We start from the raw sequence: 16,080 nt of genomic DNA on the forward strand, positions 1-16,080 counted from the left end.
CGGTTAATTGTTATTTAGCGTGCGCTCCAGACATGGCAGTGCAGGATCAGCTCATTCCTAATAAGGGGAGAAAATGTTTTTAGAAGCCTTAAAAAAGCAAAATCCCGACTTAATTAAAGCCGCGCTTAGCTTATTTAAACAAGGTCAACTACTGCCAGACACAACGGTTATCGATGTTGATCAAGTCATTAAAAATGCCTTATTGATGCGCAAAGTCGCAGATAAGCATGGGATAAAACTCTTTGCTATGACCAAACAATTTGGTCGTAACCCCATGCTGGCTAAAATTCTAATTAACCAATGCAAGTTTGATGGCGTTGTGTGTGTGGATTTCAAAGAAGCTCGTTTGATGGCAAAGCATGGTTTACCCATCGCTAATGTCGGTCATTTAGTCCAGCCACCTAGCCATATGATTCAATCACTGGTGAATGACGTTAAACCTCAAGTCATCACCGTTTATAGTTTGGATAAGGTCAAACAGATCTCTGATGCCGCCCTTCGAGCAAATCGTCAACAAGGATTACTGTTAAAATTTTTCCATCCACGTGACAACCTCTACACCAACCAAGAGTCTGGTTTTCCAATAACAGAATTGCAGCAGGTAGTGGCAGAGATTCAAGCCATGCCAAACGTGGTTATCCAAGGTGTTACGCATTTTCCTTGCTTTTTATACGACGGGGACACAAAGACAACGCTCCCTACCCCAAACCTCACCACTTTGATTGAAGCAAAACATGCATTGGAGGCGTTAGGGGTGGAGTGCCAACAGATCAATGCTCCTTCAGCAACAAGCATTGAAACCATTCCGCTCTTGGCAAAATATGGCTGTACACACGGTGAACCTGGCCACTCGCTCACTGGCACTATGCCGTCTAATGCCATCACTGCACAGGCGGAGAAAATCGCCATGCTCTACCTTAGTGAAGTTTCTCATCATTATGGTGATGACAGCTATTGTTTTGCTGGCGGCTACTATCGTCGTGGTGGGCTAGAAAATGGGTTGGTTTACCATAGTGGTCAATGCCAGTCAGCGAGCATCTACAATGATGACCGTGACAGTATTGATTATCACCTGCGCGTTGCCGGGCTATACCCTATTGGCTCTCCGGTCATTATGGCTTATCGCACCCAGGTCTTTGTTACACGCAGTGACGTCGCATTGGTCACCGGTGTATCCAGTAATAACCCAAGAGTAATAGCAACCTACGACTCACTTGGTAATCAGCTCGATTCACACGAGGTGCATCATGGCTAGATTTATCGTTGTCGTTTTGGATGGCTTTGGCATTGGGGAAATGCCTGATGTCGCCCGTGTTCGACCACAAGATTGCGGTGCCAACACCGCGAATAAATTATTGGAACACTTTCCTCTAAAACGCCTGCCGACGTTAGAGAAGCTAGGCTTACAGAATGTGGTTAATAACCCACACTCTGTAATGCAAGCTAACCAACAAGCCAATACAGGTTCGGCATGGCTTGCTCATCAAGGTGGTGATACCTTCATGGGGCACCAAGAGATTATGGGCACGAAACCCAAACCACCTTTGGTACAGCCTTTCCAACAAGCACTGGCAAAAATAGAAGCCGCGCTGCTGGCAAAAGAGTACCGAGTTGAGCGCATCACACAGCAGGGGTTAGATTTACTCGTTGTTGAACAGGGGGTGGTAATTGGCGATAACCTCGAAGCAGATTTAGGGCAAGTTTATAACCTTACCTGTAACTTCAATATCGTATCTTTTGCAAAACTGCTGGAAATTGCTGCCATCGTGCGGGCAAATAACCCCGTTAGTCGTAATATCGCCTTTGGTGGCGATATTCACTTTGCAGGCGATCCACACAGTATGCAGCGGGTATTCGATGCAATTGAAGTTAAAATGAACAAAGAGGGCAAAACGGCTTATATTGGCGTTAATGCACCTGATAGCGGCGCTTACGACAAAGGCTTCCAAGTGGCTCATTTAGGGTTTGGTGTGGATGCCAACACCCAAGTGCCATGGCTACTCCACCAACAAAACATAAAAACCTGGCTGTATGGCAAAGTCGCTGACATCGTACAAAACCCTCATGGTCAGTCGTACCTTTCCATCGTAGATACCGATGAAGTATTTCGCTTATTGAACCAAGATTTAGACCAGCATACTGAAGGCTTTTTCTGTGCCAATGTGCAAGAGACCGATCTGTCAGGTCACCTGCAAGATCCTAAACAGTACTGGCGAGTATTGGAACGGGCTGATGTAGGCTTAAACCAAGTGATGGCAAAAATGAACTCTGATGATGTATTAGTCGTCATGGCAGATCACGGCAATGACCCGTTTATTGGTCATACCAAACACACCCGTGAGCAAGTTCCTTTGTTGGTATATCAAAAAGGAAAAACCGGCATCAATATAGGTCAACGAACGACATTATCCGATGTTGGAGCAAGCGCATGTGCGTTTTTTAACGCACCCTCACCAGAAAACGGAACACCTATAATTCCTTTGTTAGATTAGCGCCAACGCACAGCCTCTTAGCAAACTTCCCCCTTTCGCTTTGAGGCTTTTCTTCTATTGGTTTTTATTCAATCCACTTTTAAAGAATATAACGTCTTCTGCCCGCCACTTTTTTAGTTTAAGCCTAACCGCTCCCAGCGAAACAAGTTGATGATCTCGTGATCATCAACGAGTGCTCACCTTCCCTGGCAAAGACAAGTCGCCTGACGCAATGTCATACACACCTGTTACGCACAGCAATGGGGCATGAATACTCTCATTGACTTTCAAAACCGCAGTCAGCGCATCAAAATTAAACGCATCATTCAGCCCTATATCCGACTTTGGTACTTCAACACGCAATTCTTTGGACGTAAATTTAGGTGTATAGGCTGGACTATCAATATAAATGGGCAGTTCTGGCCAAGTCTTCGGAACCTTGGCTGTTGTACCTTCGGGAATATCACGCACTTTTAATCCGGCGGGACATTGTTCATCCTCCGTCAAAACCACCCAATGTGAATGCCACAGCGCCCCATCATTAGCGAGGTCGCCATCGCCATTTTCATCATATTTTGGCGTGTCATCAAAATCGGGATGAGAAGTCACAACCAAAGCAACAATACCTTTGTCCGAATCAAATCCAATATCCGCTGAATTTAATGTGGTCGGCCAAACGTAGCTAAACACTTCTGCTCCTCCCAGTTGACCAATCGCTTGCGGCTTCACATCACCGATTGAATCGCGTACTGCGGTTTGAAAAATCAAATGATTGTTTTTTTTCACCACCTTGGCGTGAACGACGTCGAAGCTGGCGACAATATCAATATTGCTGTCGGCGACTAAGTGCTCTTTAGGATGAGCCAATACAGCAGTGGTTGTCAGCGCCGCGCTGATGCACAGTGCCAGGGTATTGAGATCTCGAATAGCTGTTTTCATCACAATCTCCTTGTATGAACATGGTTCAATTCTTAAATATAGTTTCGTATCGAAACTATATTTAAGGTAGTCTATCAGCTATAGTTGTCAACGTAGTTTCGACTAAAAACTAATTTTCTTTATTCTGCTTTTAAGGCGCTATTTGAGAGGGCACATGGTAAGTCACTTTGAACTCTATGAATTATTAGAAAGAATTGGCAACGTACTTCGAAATGAAGCACGACAAGTGGGGAGTGAGTATGGCTTGCACCCTGTCCATGTCGAGATCTTGCATTATCTGCAACGATGCAATTTATTCAGTGATACCCCTGCAGCAGTGACAGAGTTTTTGGGAATAACCAAAGGCACAACCTCTCAATCAATCACTCTATTAGAGAGCAAAGGCTTGCTAATCAAGAGTAAAGATCAGCTTGATAAACGCATCTCTCATCTCAAGTTAACTGAGCAAGGGCAAACTTTAGTAGATCAAATATGTCCACCAGCACGATTAACACCGTTATTAGCCGATATTGAAGCCAATAATCAACAACTCGTCCCTACACTCAAGCAATTATTGAGCGACATGCAACAAGGCAACAATAAGGTCTGCTTTGGGGTGTGTAAAACTTGCCGACATCACGAAATCCGCTCTGAGAAGACGTTTTTCTGTCAACTGACACAAATGACGCTCACACGTGACCACGGTGAACTGATTTGCAAAGAACATGAGCTATGAGCTCCCCGTCCCCATAGAATTGTGTTGCCATAAAATTACATTGTTGTTGAGCCAAATAGACGGCGCGATTAACGCCATTCATTTACCTTGGTAGACCTAGCCCCCTCATATAGTTATTCCATCAATCTATACTTGCATTCAAAGATCTTCGACAGGCAGATCCATGTAGGAATGTGACACAATCTATAAAAATGAAGATCAATTTTAAGGGGAACTTGATGAAATTACGAACATGTGAAAACCTTACCACAATGAAACATGAAAACCTTTTCACATTTTAAGGGTAGAACAAATGAACAATGAAATAGCAGTGAGTTTACTCAACGCTCTGGGTGGCCAAGAGAACATTCGCGCACTCGAACATTGCGCGACTCGTTTACGCGTAGTGGTAAAAGATGATGCTAAAGTGAACGCTGAGGCAATCAAGAAAACCACCAAAGTGGCAGGTTACTTCCTACAGTCAGGTCAACATCAGGTGATACTAGGCACTGGCTTAGTCAACGACGTACACGCAGAGATGACCAAGCTGATTGATGGTACCCTTGAAAGCACCAAAGGCGCAGCATATGAAAACTTAAGCCCGTTCCAAAAAGGCTTGCGTGCACTAGCGGATGTATTTATTCCTCTGATCCCTGTGCTGGTTGCAACGGGTCTTTTCATGGGCTTACGTGGCTTTGCACAACAACTAGGCGTTACATTCTCTCCAGACGTTCTGATTATGACGCAAGTCGTTACAGACACCGTCTTCATCTTTTTGCCTGCTCTGGTTGTATGGTCTTCATTCCAACGTTTTGGCGGCACGCCAGTCGTCGGTATGGTATTAGGTTTGATGCTAATCGCCCCAATGCTGCCAAATGCATGGGCAGTGGCGTCTGGTGATGCACAAAGATTGTCGCTGGGTATGTTCCAAGTTCAAGGCTTCCAAGGCACGATCATTCCGGCACTTATTGTTGGTATTTTTGGTGCAAACTTAGAGCGTTGGATCAAATCTTGGATGCCATCGGTTGTGGCACTGGTATTCACCCCATTTTTGACTATCACTATCGGTATGTTGGCAGGTTTGCTGATTATCGGTCCAATCTTCAACATCGTTGAACATGGCGTGATGGTCTCATCTGAAACCATCGTCAACCTACCCTTTGGTATCGGCGGTGCTATCTTTGGTGCCTTCCAACAAGTCCTAACGGTCACAGGTTTACACCACAGCTTAATGGTAGTTGAACTAAACTTCCTATCAACGCTAAAAGTGAACCCTCTAAATGCCTTGATTACAGCGTCTATGGCGGGTCAAGCAGGCGCAGCAATTGCTTACACTATGTCACTAAAAGACAAAGAACAGAAAGCACTCAACTACTCTTCTATCGCACCGTGCTTCTTCGGCATCACTGAGCCACTGCTGTTTGGTATTACGCTAACCAACAGCAAAGTGTTCGCCGCGGGTATGGTCGGCGGTGCAATTGCGGGGGCGTTTGCAACCATGATGCACATAGCGCCATCAGTGATGGGTGTAACCTACCTTCCTGCAATCCCAGCTTACTTAGGTAACGGTTTGATGATGTACATTGCAATGATTGCCGTCGGTATGGGCTCTGCAATGGTAGTAACAAAAATTCTTCTTAAAACATCTAAAGCATAAATTAAGTGAGAGCCCAGCAATGGGCTCTCTTTACGCATATGAATTCACTTTTAAATCAAGCAAACACCATCTTAAATCAAGCTAATGACTCGGATGATGACCATTGGCGCCCTAAGTTTCACATCACTCCACCCTCTGGTTTACTCAATGACCCAAATGGCTTTATTCAATTCAATGGGCAGTATCATCTGTTCTTTCAGTGGCACCCATTTGCTTGCCTTCATGGCTCGAAATATTGGGCACACTGTACCAGTGACGACCTTATTCATTGGGACTTTAAACCCACCGCATTAGCCCCTGATGCAAGCTTTGATAAAAACGGCTGCTATTCGGGCAGTGCTTTTGTCCTCAATGAACAACTGCACCTGTTCTACACTGGCAATCTAAAAGATGAGGCGGGCGAGCGTATCTCTACCCAGTGCTTAGCGAAAGCGGTAGATGCAAAGCTCGAAAGCTATGAAAAGCTGGGACCAGTGATCCATTGCCAGCCACAAGGTTTTACCGCCCACTTTCGTGACCCTAAAATTTGGCACCACGATGGACGCTGGTACTGCGTACTCGGTGCACAAACCGAACAACTCACAGGGCAAGTATTACTGTACTCATCAGACGATGCGCAGCAGTGGCACTACAATGGACCTATCGCAGGCAACGGCATCAATGGTTTGACCGATTTCGGTTATATGTTCGAGTGCCCTGATCTGTTTACTCTTAATGACCAAGATGTATTGATCGGTTGCCCACAAGGCATAGCACCAAAAGGCTCTGATTTTCACAACCGCCACAACAATGGCTATTTCGTGGGTCAGTTAGATTACACTGCCGCTCAATATACCCACGGTGAATTTTATCCACTAGATCGTGGTTTTGAATTCTATGCCCCGCAAACGACGTTAGCTGAAGATGGGCGACGATTACTCAGCGCTTGGCTTGGCATTCCTGATGAAGATGACCAACCTACGGTAGAGCATGGTTGGATTCATGCGCTCTCCCTGGTTCGTAGCCTACACCTTGTAAACGGTAAGGTTTATCAACGTCCTGTTGAAGAACACAAAACCCTGCGTGGTGAACAGTTCGATTTTGGTCCCCAAGAACTAAACGCCAACCAAGAGCTTACGTTCAGTGGTGAAAACTGTTTTGAGTTGTCGCTCAAAGCCACTGAGGTTGAAGGTTTACTGACTCTTCGCCTTGCTGAAATCGATGAGCACTTTGTTGAAATCACATTCGACTCTGCGACTGGAGTGTTCAAACTCGATCGCAGCCATGCGCTTCACCAACAAGGCAGCCGTGAATGCATTTTGTCTAATCGCGACAGCTTGGATCTACAAATCTTCTTCGATCGCTCTATATTGGAAATTTTTGTCAATAACGGTGAAGAAGTGTTCTCCGGTCGAGTATTTCCAACGCAACTGCATTCAAACACCACTGTGACAAGCAGTAAGTCGTGTATAATCAAGGAGCTTATTCGATACGACTATTAGGGCGATGACCCTAGCATAAAAGGACACGGGACATGCCAACCATCAAAGAAATAGCGCAATTAGCAGAAACTTCGATATCAAGCGTGTCCCGGGTTATTAATAGCTCTGGCTATGTCGGTGAAGAAGCCCGAAAACGAATTCAAAAAGTACTTGATGAGACGGGCTATCGCCCGAATGCTCTCGCCAAAGCACTCCACTCTAAGCGCAGCCAAACCATTGGCGTTATCTTGCCTAAAATCAACGCGACATCATCCGGTGAAAACATTGCTGGCATTGACCAATATTATGCCGACAAAGGCTATTCCATCATCTTAGGTAATACCAACCATTCGATTGAAAAAGAGCTCGAGTTTTTAGATCTGTTTTCAGAAAAACAAGTCGATGGCATTATTTTAATCGCAACCACCATTACGCCTGAACACGAAGAAAAAATTAAAAAGCTGCGCGTTCCTTTGGTCGTGATGGGACAAACGGCGACCGACGGTTCACCGAGTGTGCTGTTTGATGAAGTCTCTGCGGTTGAAGATATGATGGCGCACTTATACGCGCTCAACCATCAGCGTATTGCCTATATCGGCGTTGCAGAATCAGATATTTCGGTTGGGCAAAAACGCAAACAGGGTTACCTCAATGCTCTGGCGCAACATGGTCTTGAAATGAATAAAGAGTGGATGGCTATCGGCGATTTTTCAGTCACCAGTGGCTACCAAGCGTGTCAGGCTATTTTTGAGCAATGCAACGTAATGCCCGATAGCGTGTTTGCGGTGAATGATAAAATGGCGATTGGCGCGATAAACTACCTACTCGAACATGGGTACCGTGTTCCAGAAGACATTAGTGTCTGTGGGGTTGGTGGTGGCGCTATGTCGGCTTACTACAACCCTAAAATCACCTCATTGGTTTATGATTTTCATGAATCGGGTCGAATGGCAGCAGAGTTGCTACATAGCTTGATTGAAAAGTCTCAGCAAATAGCCACCAATCATGTCAGCTTTGTACCCTACTCACTGGCAGCAAGACAAAGTACCCAACAAAAATAAGATAATAAAGCGGGCTCTCACGTGAATTATCTCGATCAATTTACACTGTGAATCCCGCGCCAAAACACCACTAAAAACAATACCTCACTATGGTGAAGCGGATTATAAATAGGGTAGGATAAGCAGCATATAAGGGAGGCAACACATGAAGAGTGTGGTTATTGATGTTTGGCAAAGTCACAGTACTCAACCTCGCACAGCTTGGGTGATGCCTGATGGCTGCCAAGATGTCATTGTCACATTTAGTGACAACGCCCTACCCAATATTGAGATCTCACCGCTGCATACCTGCGCAACTCCAGTTCAACTGATCCCCAACCAACATATGCTTGGGCTAAGGCTAGCCGCAGGGTTCGATACCCATTCACTTAATTTAGAGCAGCTCTACCGCTATGTTGATGATACAAGCGAGTTAGTCGCCACCATTGAATCATCTGCCAAGCAAGAAACCTCCCAAGTTCAAGAAGTATTGACCTGTTTTCAGGCTGAGCCACTTAGCATTCAAAGCACGGCACTGACATTAGGGGTTTCGAGCCGAACGCTACAGCGACTACTCAAATCTCAAACAAGCTACTCACCCATGTTTTGGCTTCGTTTAGCCCGTGTTCGCAGCGCGGCGAAGATGATTTTGGCTAAGCAACCTCTTGGTCAGGTTGCTTACCACTGTCACTACTCAGATCAAGCCCATATGAGTCGTGAAATAAAACACTGGTTAGGCACAACGCCAACTCAACTCCATCACCGTTCAGATATCGCTAACCAGCTACTTGCCCCCGGTTACTAAAGTTGAACCGGCGAACATATCTCAACAAGGTAACCATTAATATCATGTACATACGCGGTGGTTTGCCCCCAAGGCATCTCTTCGACGGCTTGGACTAATTCCGCCCCTGCATCTAGAGCCTGATTTAACTGCTGCTCAACATGATCAGTTTCAAACGCAATTTCAAAGGTTGGTGCTGAAGGCGTCGGCTTTACCGCCCCTTTCCCTAGTTGGTTCATCAGCTCTAATGAGCTAAATGAGAGCGTGGTTTCACCCGTTTTCAGCTCTCCATAATCACCACTCTCATGCAAAAAATTGATCGAAAAACCAAAAGCATCTCGGTAAAACTCTAATGTCTTCGCCACATTTTCAACGTACATAATGGTGTATTTCAATTTCATATCACGCCTCCTTGATTGATACCCTAAGCTTAATCTTTGTACTTACACCCGTCTTGAAGATAGGCGACACACTAACAATTATTCTGACCCAACATGCAAAAATAGAGAGATAAAAAAATACCCTCAGCATCACACTTGAGGGTATTGTCCGTTATTTATTGTTCATCCCTATATTCACAGGAGATCGCCTAAAATCAGCTGAGATATTGAAATTTAAACCGTGAATTGACCAGAGATTTCCGACAAACTCACCACGACCGTAGAGAGTTTATTGGTCGATTTTTCTGTGCCTTGCGCATTTTCATTGGTTGCAATCGCAAGACCATTGACCTCGATAACCGACTGATTAATTTCCCGTGCAACGGCATTTTGCTCTTCCGCCGCCGTCGCAATTTGGTTGTTAATGTCTTGAATGTCTCTTACTGAATCCAATATCGACATCAGCGACTCACTGGCTTCTCTGGCTAGCGAGATGGCGTCTCCCGTGTTTTTCTGGCTCATCCCCATCGAATCGACGGCAGAAGAAGCCACTTGCTGCAACTTATCGATCGTTCTGTTGATCTCTTCAATACTCTTTTGTGTACGGCTAGCTAAGTTACGTACTTCATCCGCCACAACAGCAAAGCCTCTACCTTGCTCACCAGCACGAGCCGCTTCTATTGCTGCATTGAGTGCAAGGAGGTTGGTTTGCTCAGCAATGCTGGTAATGACTTCCAACACACTGCCTACTTTTTCAGTCTCGTCTTTTAGCTCAGTAATGGTTTGAGATACCGCGTCAATGTCCCTACCTAAGGCATTCATCACCTCAGACGTCTTGTTGGTAACCACCGCGCCATTACTTGCTTGTTCATAAGCGCTATCTGCCGAATTCGACGCTTGTTGTGCGTTGCGCGAAATTTCCTCTACCGTTGATACCATTTCGTTCATGGCTGTAGACGTCATTTCCATTTGCAGTATTTGCTTATCAGAACTTTGTTTGGTTTCTTCAACTAGCGAAACCAATTCATTTGATGTGTCTTCGACTTGCCTTGACTGGGCATTAAGTCCGCCGACCAGTAATTTGAGGTTTTTATGCATGGTTATCGTCGCAGAGAATATCCCCGACGCTTTTGTATTAGTCGGTATTTCAACGGTTAGATCCCCTTCCGCAATTCGGGCGATCACTCGTTCTATCTGTTTAGGCTCACCACCAATCGGGACATAAATAAGCTTGATAATGATGGCAAAAACTGCAAAAAGGCTGATCACAATTAGCACTAAGGCTGACCACAGTAAGGTCATCAGCATATTTTCACTTGGTGCGAGTATGACGTTATTTTTCTCAAACAGATAAATCATTAATCCAGAGTTTGTTGGACCATTCTTAACGCCGACAAATTGAGTGCCATCACTCAGTTGGTACTCTAAATAAGAACCTGAAAAGTCTTTGTACATCGGTCGGATATCGAAGAAATTTTTACCTAAGTAATCATCATAAGGGGAATAAAGAACGGTATCATTATTATCGGTTAGAAATACTTGCCCATCAGAGACATTAGATGAAATCATCTGTTGCCATACATCCGATGAAATATCGATACCAACAACACCAATGAATTGATCATTAATGACCAAAGGAACGGACAATGACGTTAGCAATTTGCCAGTTAATTGGTCAACTGATGGTTTTGAAATAGCGAATGGTAAACCAGATTTTGGTTCGGTAAACCAACTGCGATCCGTATTCAAATCAGACAGTTTTTCACCCGTATGCTCAAGACTACTGCCATCCTCAAATACAATGTAGGTTGCCGATGCCTTTCTGGCGATGTGGACTTTATTGAGTAATTCGACAATGGCTTTTTCATTGGTTATAGAATAACCATTGTACTGTACGGCAGCACTGACCATCTCTAATCTATCTTGAACGCCAGTAACAAAAGTATCGACTTGATGGGAGACCGATATCCCTTGTTGGTGTCTAAATTTTACAGCCTCTTTAAAATTGAAGTCTTTGAATGTTGTGTAACTTAGCAGCGATAAAGCAACGACGAGCACGGCTAAGACTGCGCCTATAAACGAGACGAGCACTTGCTTTAAACTCAAACGATTTAGCATTTATAATTTCCATATAGTTATTAATCTATTACGATTTGTTAACGGCTTTATTAAACCGTTAATATTCTAATAATAACCACATATGCAATAAAATTACTCTGCTACTGATCCCATATTACACATGTTTTCAGAACATTATTCTGTTTAGAGTTTGGGCTGGGGGAATAATGAGAAGGGATGTGTGTCAGAGTCTCAACACATTTTAAAGACATTCAAAGCAGATGTCTTACTAATACATATCAAATGAACTTGCGTCTTTAAACAGTCTGCCTGTTGGCAGACTGTTTACTGTATTAAATACCAACTAACCGTAGTTAAATAAGTATTTATCCATCATGTTGACCATTCGCCCAATCTCAGGCTTAGTGATGGTGTCATTTGCACCAAGCGCCAACGCTTTCGCTCGGTTATCTTCGCTCATCAAGGATGAAAACATAACAATCGGAGTCTGGCTATACGCTTCTGTGTCTCGTAATCTCTTAACAAGGTGCATACCATCCATTCGCGGCATTTCAACGTCAGTCACAACGGCATCAAGTAGATCGCGAATAGGCAAATTTTCTTCTTTTGCTATCTCAATCAGGCTCATCAATTTTTCATACGCTTCACCGCCATCTTTACACGTGATCACGTTATAGCCTGCAGAAGACAAAGTGTCCTGAATCAATGAACGAATAAAAGCAGAATCATCCACCACCATGATCGTTTTGCCATTGCGTTTACCAACCATACGTTGGTTTAAATCAACCGATCTATCGCCTGTAACGTCGTACTTCTCCATACTTAGCTCAGGGTTAATGTCGGCAATGATTTTCTCAAAATCGATGATCATGATCAGATTGCCATCCTTACGTACAACGGCTACCACACAATCTTGTTCACCGGCTTCAAGGAACTGGCTAGGTGACTCCACATCATTCCATGAAATACGGTGAATACGCGAAATACTGTCAATCAAGAATCCATTGGTCATCTTGTTGAAGTCAGTAACGATAACAAACTTACGTTCCAAATCACGGCGCGTTGGAACGCCCAGCCAACCGGCAAGATCAACCAACGGCGTTAACACGTCTCTAGAAGAAAAGACGCCTATCATGTGCGGCTGCGCATTCGGATAATCTGTCGTTTCTGGTACTCGAATAACTTCACGCACTTTTGCGACATTTATTCCGTAATAACATGTTTTGCTGCTGCCATCAGGCAATTGTTTCTCTAGGTGGAACTCAATGATTTCAAGTTCATTGGTGCCACTTTCAGTTAAAATACTGCTGGTTACGTTACTCATAAACCTAATTATCCAAAATACGCATCAAGAGAACGGCTTAATAAAATGCCACCAAAGAGTCACTTCAAGAGCAAAAAGCCAAGGACTGTTTTTTAATCGTTAACGTAGAATTTGTAAACATTTAAAAAGACACCAACTGCACACTTCTATATCAACGGCTTAAAATTTGCGTCATTTTCACACAAAACACGCGCCACCCGTTAATAGAACACTTAGATTATATAAAAATCTTTCGCTTTCTCAGATAGATAATCACAAATTTAGGAACAATCGTCATAATTCGGCATCGGTTTCATTCGGTTGAATTCAGAATTGTATCTTAAACGGCTCAAGCATGACCTAAACCGTTTAGAGCATCTCGTTAGGCGTGGCCCAGCAAGCGGAAATTCCAATTCTCAACTTCACCGGTTGCTAAGCGTTTTTCTACATTGCCGCTCCAGCTTTTTGAAAGACGTTGCTGCGCTTTTAATTGCTCTAGACCTTCTCGGTTTAATGGGTCACCAAAATAGCGTTCACACACCGCAAGTACAGAAAGTGGGTTATCTACTCGCTCAATCAATACCAAAGGGTCATCCACACTCACCATGCCAGGTTGAATCACGCGGTATAACCATCCACAGCGACTGACATCTTGCATATCAATAGAAAACCCCTCAACACCCCAGCGCTGGCTCAGCTTCATACATGGTGAACGTGGTTGGCTTACTTCAATGATTGCCTCGCCCCATTGGTAGCGGTCACCAATACACACATCTGACTCAGTCATGCCTGTGGTACTCATGTTTTCACCCATACCAGGCGCAACCCATTCTGAGTCACTGCGATATTTACTCGCCCAGTATTCATAATGTTCTGCTGGGTATTGGTGCAAAGCTCGCTCGGTACCGCCATGATGCTTAGTGTCGTAGCATTCGTCGCCGTCTAAGCCTGTTTCTGACAAGTAAACGGCGTGTTCAATCGGTGATTTGTCGATGGCTGTTGTCATACCATAACGCTCGGCTACCTTACCGGTATAGACGCCTTGCAAAAAATAGTGCTGAGTCATTGCTAGTCCTGCCTTCTGAGTTTTACACATCGGTATTACAACCCACAGTAAGTATTCGCAGGCTTGATTTCAAGCAATAGACATAAACTGGCTGGTCGCTGAAGAGCAAGTTATATCATCAATAGATACTTTACTTTCTAAGAAATGGACACCATGTCTTGATTTCAGCAACTTCGCTTCAACCGACACGTTTTTTCCAATAACAACTGGCGAATGGAAACGGGTTTCAAGTTTGACGGTCATCGCTTTAATGCCAAGCCCAAATAGGCAATGGAGCATGGCACTATCATGCAGCGCACTTACTAAGCCACCTTGCATGGCTCCGTCATAGCCTTGCACGTTTCGAGTTGCTACAATCTCGCCACGCACCGCACCACCAGCCAGTGTTTCAAAATGGATCGGTCGTTGATCGAAAAATGGCTGTTGGCACACAACGCATTGAGTGTGATTATGTGGAATAATAACTGGCATAGATAAACTCTCGCCCAATTGGAATAACGTTATGGCTCGCCCAAAAATTCATCGACAAATCTGCACCCGAGCGCCGTATTCTTGCTTCAAGCCAAATGGTGTGCCAATGGCAGAACTGCAGCAAATCACCTTGTTACCAGAAGAATTAGAAGCGCTGCGACTGGCTGATCAGGAAGGATTGAGTCAACTTGATGCCGCAGCTCAAATGCAGGTATCTCGCCAAACATTTGGCAATATTATCAAACGCGCTCGCGGTAAAGTTGCCAACTGTCTGGTCAATGGACATGCCCTAGTTGTTGAACAATCATCAAGCTAGATAGAATGTTCTGGCTCTTGAATCTGATAGAGCGTTTTACTGTGCTCAGCACACACATCTTTACAGTTGCACTCTCGTGCAATATCAAGCTGAGCTAGCCCACCACAACTACCTTCAATCGGTTTACGTGAAAACATCACACCGATAGCCATCAATGCAATAAAGCAGATAAAACCGCCGAGAGTGAGCAGTAAAGTCACTGGCTGATCCTCTTGATCTCGCCTCTCTTAATTTCAGACAAATTCAGCTTTGGCTTGCTAAGAAGAGTGGATTGGGTTGGTGCAGGTTTTTTACTGCCACAACAAGCACTTTGTTTTTTCGGCTCTTTGCCATATTCAAGGCTCTTAACCATTTCAAGTGAAGCGAAATCAAGTTCGCTTATCTGCATTTTCGGCGGTGAAATTAATACGTTTAGCTTGTTATCAAACAAACGCTTCAGCATTTTTTTACCAATGGAACGCACCACGACAGCCTCAACATTGTAGGCTTTAATGATTTCCATCCACTGCTTTTTCTTACCACATTGGGAAGGCGTTTCTACCAGAGTAATCAATTGTTGAGTGTGGCGTAGGTCGTCAACAATCACCACTTGTGGTGAACGAGAGAAATGATTAGCAACTTGTAGGTTGCGGCTAGGAATTGCGTAGATCATGGTGGCTCGGCATTCAATTAATAACCGCCCCACTATATTCCTAGTTATTGGCATATGCCAGTAACTAGGAATGAGATCTTAGATTGCGCTCAACACAATTACGAACTGGTTTATTTAAGTGCTTCTTTTCTCAGCATTTGCTCTATCGAAGCTTTTGGCGTTTTGGCTATTTTGGCCATCAATTCAAAACTTGGCTGAGAAATCGCGTATTTATCTTTCAAAGCATCTAATTGCACTTGCCATAGACGTGCAGTCATCTCTGCATCAGCTAACGCACGGTGAAAAACACCGTCATTTTCTATCTGGTGGTACTTAACCAAATCGCCCAACTTATGAGAGCTTGTTTCTTGATGTAAGCGCCTAGAGACCAATAATGAACAAGCAAATTTTCCGGCATAATCGCGACGAATAAGTGCTAATTCGGCATCTAAGAATCGTTGGTCAAACGAAGCGTTGTGAGCAAGCAAGTTGCTACCTTGGATAAAGTCCGCAAACTGATCCATCACTTCTGCGCAGCTCGGCGCACTTCGCAACATGTTATTGGTGATGCCCGTGTAACCCTCGATAAAACCGCTTACGCGGAACCCCGGATTCATTAAACTTTGAAAGCGATCAATCACTTCACCTTGATGCAGTTTTACCGCACCAATTTCAATCGCTCTGTCACCTTGTTGCGGGGAAAGCCCCGTGGTTTCAAAGTCGAGAACAATGATCGAGTCAGCGGAAGAAGGAATAGACACAAAACACCTAAAAGAAAGCTATAAAGTG

General features: G+C 44.3%; 17 protein-coding genes. 8 read left to right on the forward strand and 9 right to left on the reverse strand.

The window, feature by feature from the left end:
- Nucleotides 1-73: 73 nt before the first annotated feature.
- Both H2O73_RS02325 and H2O73_RS02330 read left to right on the forward strand, forming a co-directional pair.
- Nucleotides 74-1,255 carry an alanine racemase gene (locus H2O73_RS02325; protein WP_182106119.1) on the forward strand — a complete coding sequence of 394 codons (1,182 nt, stop codon included), beginning with the start codon at nt 74-76 and terminating at the stop codon, nt 1,253-1,255.
- Nucleotides 1,248-2,492: a phosphopentomutase gene (locus H2O73_RS02330; RefSeq protein ID WP_182106121.1), complete on the forward strand. Its 1,245-nt coding sequence runs from the start codon at nt 1,248-1,250 to the stop codon at nt 2,490-2,492. Before H2O73_RS02325 ends, H2O73_RS02330 begins: the two co-directional genes overlap by 8 nt.
- 165 nt (nt 2,493-2,657) lie before the next feature.
- Here H2O73_RS02330 and H2O73_RS02335 read toward each other — a convergent pair whose 3' ends face one another.
- Nucleotides 2,658-3,410 (reverse strand): hypothetical protein, encoded by a 753-nt coding sequence (locus tag H2O73_RS02335; protein ID WP_182106123.1) that lies wholly within the window; start codon nt 3,408-3,410, stop codon nt 2,658-2,660.
- 154 nt (nt 3,411-3,564) lie between these two features.
- Here H2O73_RS02335 and H2O73_RS02340 point away from each other — a divergent pair, with 154 nt between their 5' ends.
- The 5 genes from H2O73_RS02340 to H2O73_RS02360 all read left to right on the forward strand — a co-directional run bounded on the left by H2O73_RS02340 (nt 3,565) and on the right by H2O73_RS02360 (nt 9,066).
- Nucleotides 3,565-4,125, forward strand: a complete 561-nt coding sequence (locus H2O73_RS02340; protein WP_182106125.1) for a MarR family winged helix-turn-helix transcriptional regulator — start codon at nt 3,565-3,567, stop codon at nt 4,123-4,125.
- Between the two features lie 292 nt (nt 4,126-4,417).
- A complete protein-coding gene (locus H2O73_RS02345; RefSeq protein ID WP_182106127.1) occupies nt 4,418-5,761 on the forward strand; it encodes a PTS transporter subunit EIIC in 1,344 nt (447 codons plus the stop codon).
- A gap of 38 nt (nt 5,762-5,799) precedes the next feature.
- Nucleotides 5,800-7,242: a glycoside hydrolase family 32 protein gene (locus H2O73_RS02350; protein WP_182106129.1), complete on the forward strand. Its 1,443-nt coding sequence runs from the start codon at nt 5,800-5,802 to the stop codon at nt 7,240-7,242.
- Nucleotides 7,243-7,274: 32 nt separating this feature from the next.
- On the forward strand, nt 7,275-8,282 hold the full coding sequence (locus H2O73_RS02355; RefSeq protein WP_182106131.1) for a LacI family DNA-binding transcriptional regulator: 1,008 nt from the start codon (nt 7,275-7,277) through the stop codon (nt 8,280-8,282).
- Nucleotides 8,283-8,427: 145 nt separating this feature from the next.
- Nucleotides 8,428-9,066 (forward strand): helix-turn-helix transcriptional regulator, encoded by a 639-nt coding sequence (locus H2O73_RS02360; RefSeq protein WP_182106133.1) that lies wholly within the window; start codon nt 8,428-8,430, stop codon nt 9,064-9,066.
- Here H2O73_RS02360 and H2O73_RS02365 read toward each other — a convergent pair.
- The 5 genes from H2O73_RS02365 to H2O73_RS02385 all read right to left on the reverse strand — a co-directional run bounded on the left by H2O73_RS02365 (nt 9,063) and on the right by H2O73_RS02385 (nt 14,344).
- Nucleotides 9,063-9,446, reverse strand: coding sequence for a VOC family protein (locus tag H2O73_RS02365; protein ID WP_182106135.1), 384 nt, complete (start codon nt 9,444-9,446; stop codon nt 9,063-9,065). The genes H2O73_RS02360 and H2O73_RS02365 overlap by 4 nt on opposite strands.
- Nucleotides 9,447-9,659: 213 nt before the next feature.
- The gene (locus tag H2O73_RS02370; RefSeq protein ID WP_182106137.1) at nt 9,660-11,543 is read right to left on the reverse strand and encodes a methyl-accepting chemotaxis protein; all 1,884 of its coding nucleotides are present in this window, start codon (nt 11,541-11,543) and stop codon (nt 9,660-9,662) included.
- A 304-nt stretch (nt 11,544-11,847) separates the two neighbouring features.
- Entirely contained in the window at nt 11,848-12,828 is a 981-nt protein-coding gene (locus tag H2O73_RS02375; RefSeq protein WP_182106139.1) for a chemotaxis protein CheV, read from the reverse strand.
- Between the two features lie 361 nt (nt 12,829-13,189).
- The gene (locus tag H2O73_RS02380) at nt 13,190-13,873 is read right to left on the reverse strand and encodes an MOSC domain-containing protein (protein WP_182106141.1); all 684 of its coding nucleotides are present in this window, start codon (nt 13,871-13,873) and stop codon (nt 13,190-13,192) included.
- Nucleotides 13,874-13,942: 69 nt separating this feature from the next.
- Nucleotides 13,943-14,344 carry a PaaI family thioesterase gene (locus H2O73_RS02385; protein WP_182106143.1) on the reverse strand — a complete coding sequence of 134 codons (402 nt, stop codon included), beginning with the start codon at nt 14,342-14,344 and terminating at the stop codon, nt 13,943-13,945.
- Nucleotides 14,345-14,375: 31 nt separating this feature from the next.
- Here H2O73_RS02385 and H2O73_RS02390 point away from each other — a divergent pair, with 31 nt between their 5' ends.
- Nucleotides 14,376-14,660: a DUF134 domain-containing protein gene (locus tag H2O73_RS02390; RefSeq protein ID WP_182106145.1), complete on the forward strand. Its 285-nt coding sequence runs from the start codon at nt 14,376-14,378 to the stop codon at nt 14,658-14,660.
- On the opposite strand, the gene nqrM is transcribed toward H2O73_RS02390, so the two are convergent.
- The 3 genes from nqrM to H2O73_RS02405 form a co-directional block, all read right to left on the reverse strand.
- Nucleotides 14,657-14,860, reverse strand: a complete 204-nt coding sequence (nqrM, locus tag H2O73_RS02395) for a (Na+)-NQR maturation NqrM (RefSeq protein ID WP_182106147.1) — start codon at nt 14,858-14,860, stop codon at nt 14,657-14,659. The two genes, H2O73_RS02390 and nqrM, sit on opposite strands and share 4 nt — an antisense overlap.
- A complete protein-coding gene (locus H2O73_RS02400) occupies nt 14,857-15,345 on the reverse strand; it encodes a NifB/NifX family molybdenum-iron cluster-binding protein (RefSeq protein WP_368737141.1) in 489 nt (162 codons plus the stop codon). Before H2O73_RS02400 ends, nqrM begins: the two co-directional genes overlap by 4 nt.
- Before the next feature lie 77 nt (nt 15,346-15,422).
- Entirely contained in the window at nt 15,423-16,046 is a 624-nt protein-coding gene (locus tag H2O73_RS02405; protein WP_182106920.1) for a 3'-5' exonuclease, read from the reverse strand.
- Nucleotides 16,047-16,080: the final 34 nt, after the last annotated feature.

The organism is Vibrio marinisediminis (assembly GCF_014050145.1).
Taxonomy (GTDB): Bacteria; Pseudomonadota; Gammaproteobacteria; order Enterobacterales; family Vibrionaceae; genus Vibrio; species Vibrio marinisediminis.

Excerpts from the sequence above, each read along its gene's own strand:
- H2O73_RS02325 (WP_182106119.1), top strand. The coding sequence starts at position 74 with ATGTTTTTAGAAGCCTTAAAAAAGCAAAATCCCGACTTAATTAAAGCC.
- H2O73_RS02330 (WP_182106121.1), top strand. The coding sequence starts at position 1,248 with ATGGCTAGATTTATCGTTGTCGTTTTGGATGGCTTTGGCATTGGGGAA.
- H2O73_RS02335 (WP_182106123.1), bottom strand. The coding sequence starts at position 3,410 with ATGAAAACAGCTATTCGAGATCTCAATACCCTGGCACTGTGCATCAGC.
- H2O73_RS02340 (WP_182106125.1), top strand. The coding sequence starts at position 3,565 with ATGGTAAGTCACTTTGAACTCTATGAATTATTAGAAAGAATTGGCAAC.
- H2O73_RS02345 (WP_182106127.1), top strand. The coding sequence starts at position 4,418 with ATGAACAATGAAATAGCAGTGAGTTTACTCAACGCTCTGGGTGGCCAA.
- H2O73_RS02350 (WP_182106129.1), top strand. The coding sequence starts at position 5,800 with ATGAATTCACTTTTAAATCAAGCAAACACCATCTTAAATCAAGCTAAT.
- H2O73_RS02355 (WP_182106131.1), top strand. The coding sequence starts at position 7,275 with ATGCCAACCATCAAAGAAATAGCGCAATTAGCAGAAACTTCGATATCA.
- H2O73_RS02360 (WP_182106133.1), top strand. The coding sequence starts at position 8,428 with ATGAAGAGTGTGGTTATTGATGTTTGGCAAAGTCACAGTACTCAACCT.
- H2O73_RS02365 (WP_182106135.1), bottom strand. The coding sequence starts at position 9,446 with ATGAAATTGAAATACACCATTATGTACGTTGAAAATGTGGCGAAGACA.
- H2O73_RS02370 (WP_182106137.1), bottom strand. The coding sequence starts at position 11,543 with ATGCTAAATCGTTTGAGTTTAAAGCAAGTGCTCGTCTCGTTTATAGGC.
- H2O73_RS02375 (WP_182106139.1), bottom strand. The coding sequence starts at position 12,828 with ATGAGTAACGTAACCAGCAGTATTTTAACTGAAAGTGGCACCAATGAA.
- H2O73_RS02380 (WP_182106141.1), bottom strand. The coding sequence starts at position 13,873 with ATGACTCAGCACTATTTTTTGCAAGGCGTCTATACCGGTAAGGTAGCC.
- H2O73_RS02385 (WP_182106143.1), bottom strand. The coding sequence starts at position 14,344 with ATGCCAGTTATTATTCCACATAATCACACTCAATGCGTTGTGTGCCAA.
- H2O73_RS02390 (WP_182106145.1), top strand. The coding sequence starts at position 14,376 with ATGGCTCGCCCAAAAATTCATCGACAAATCTGCACCCGAGCGCCGTAT.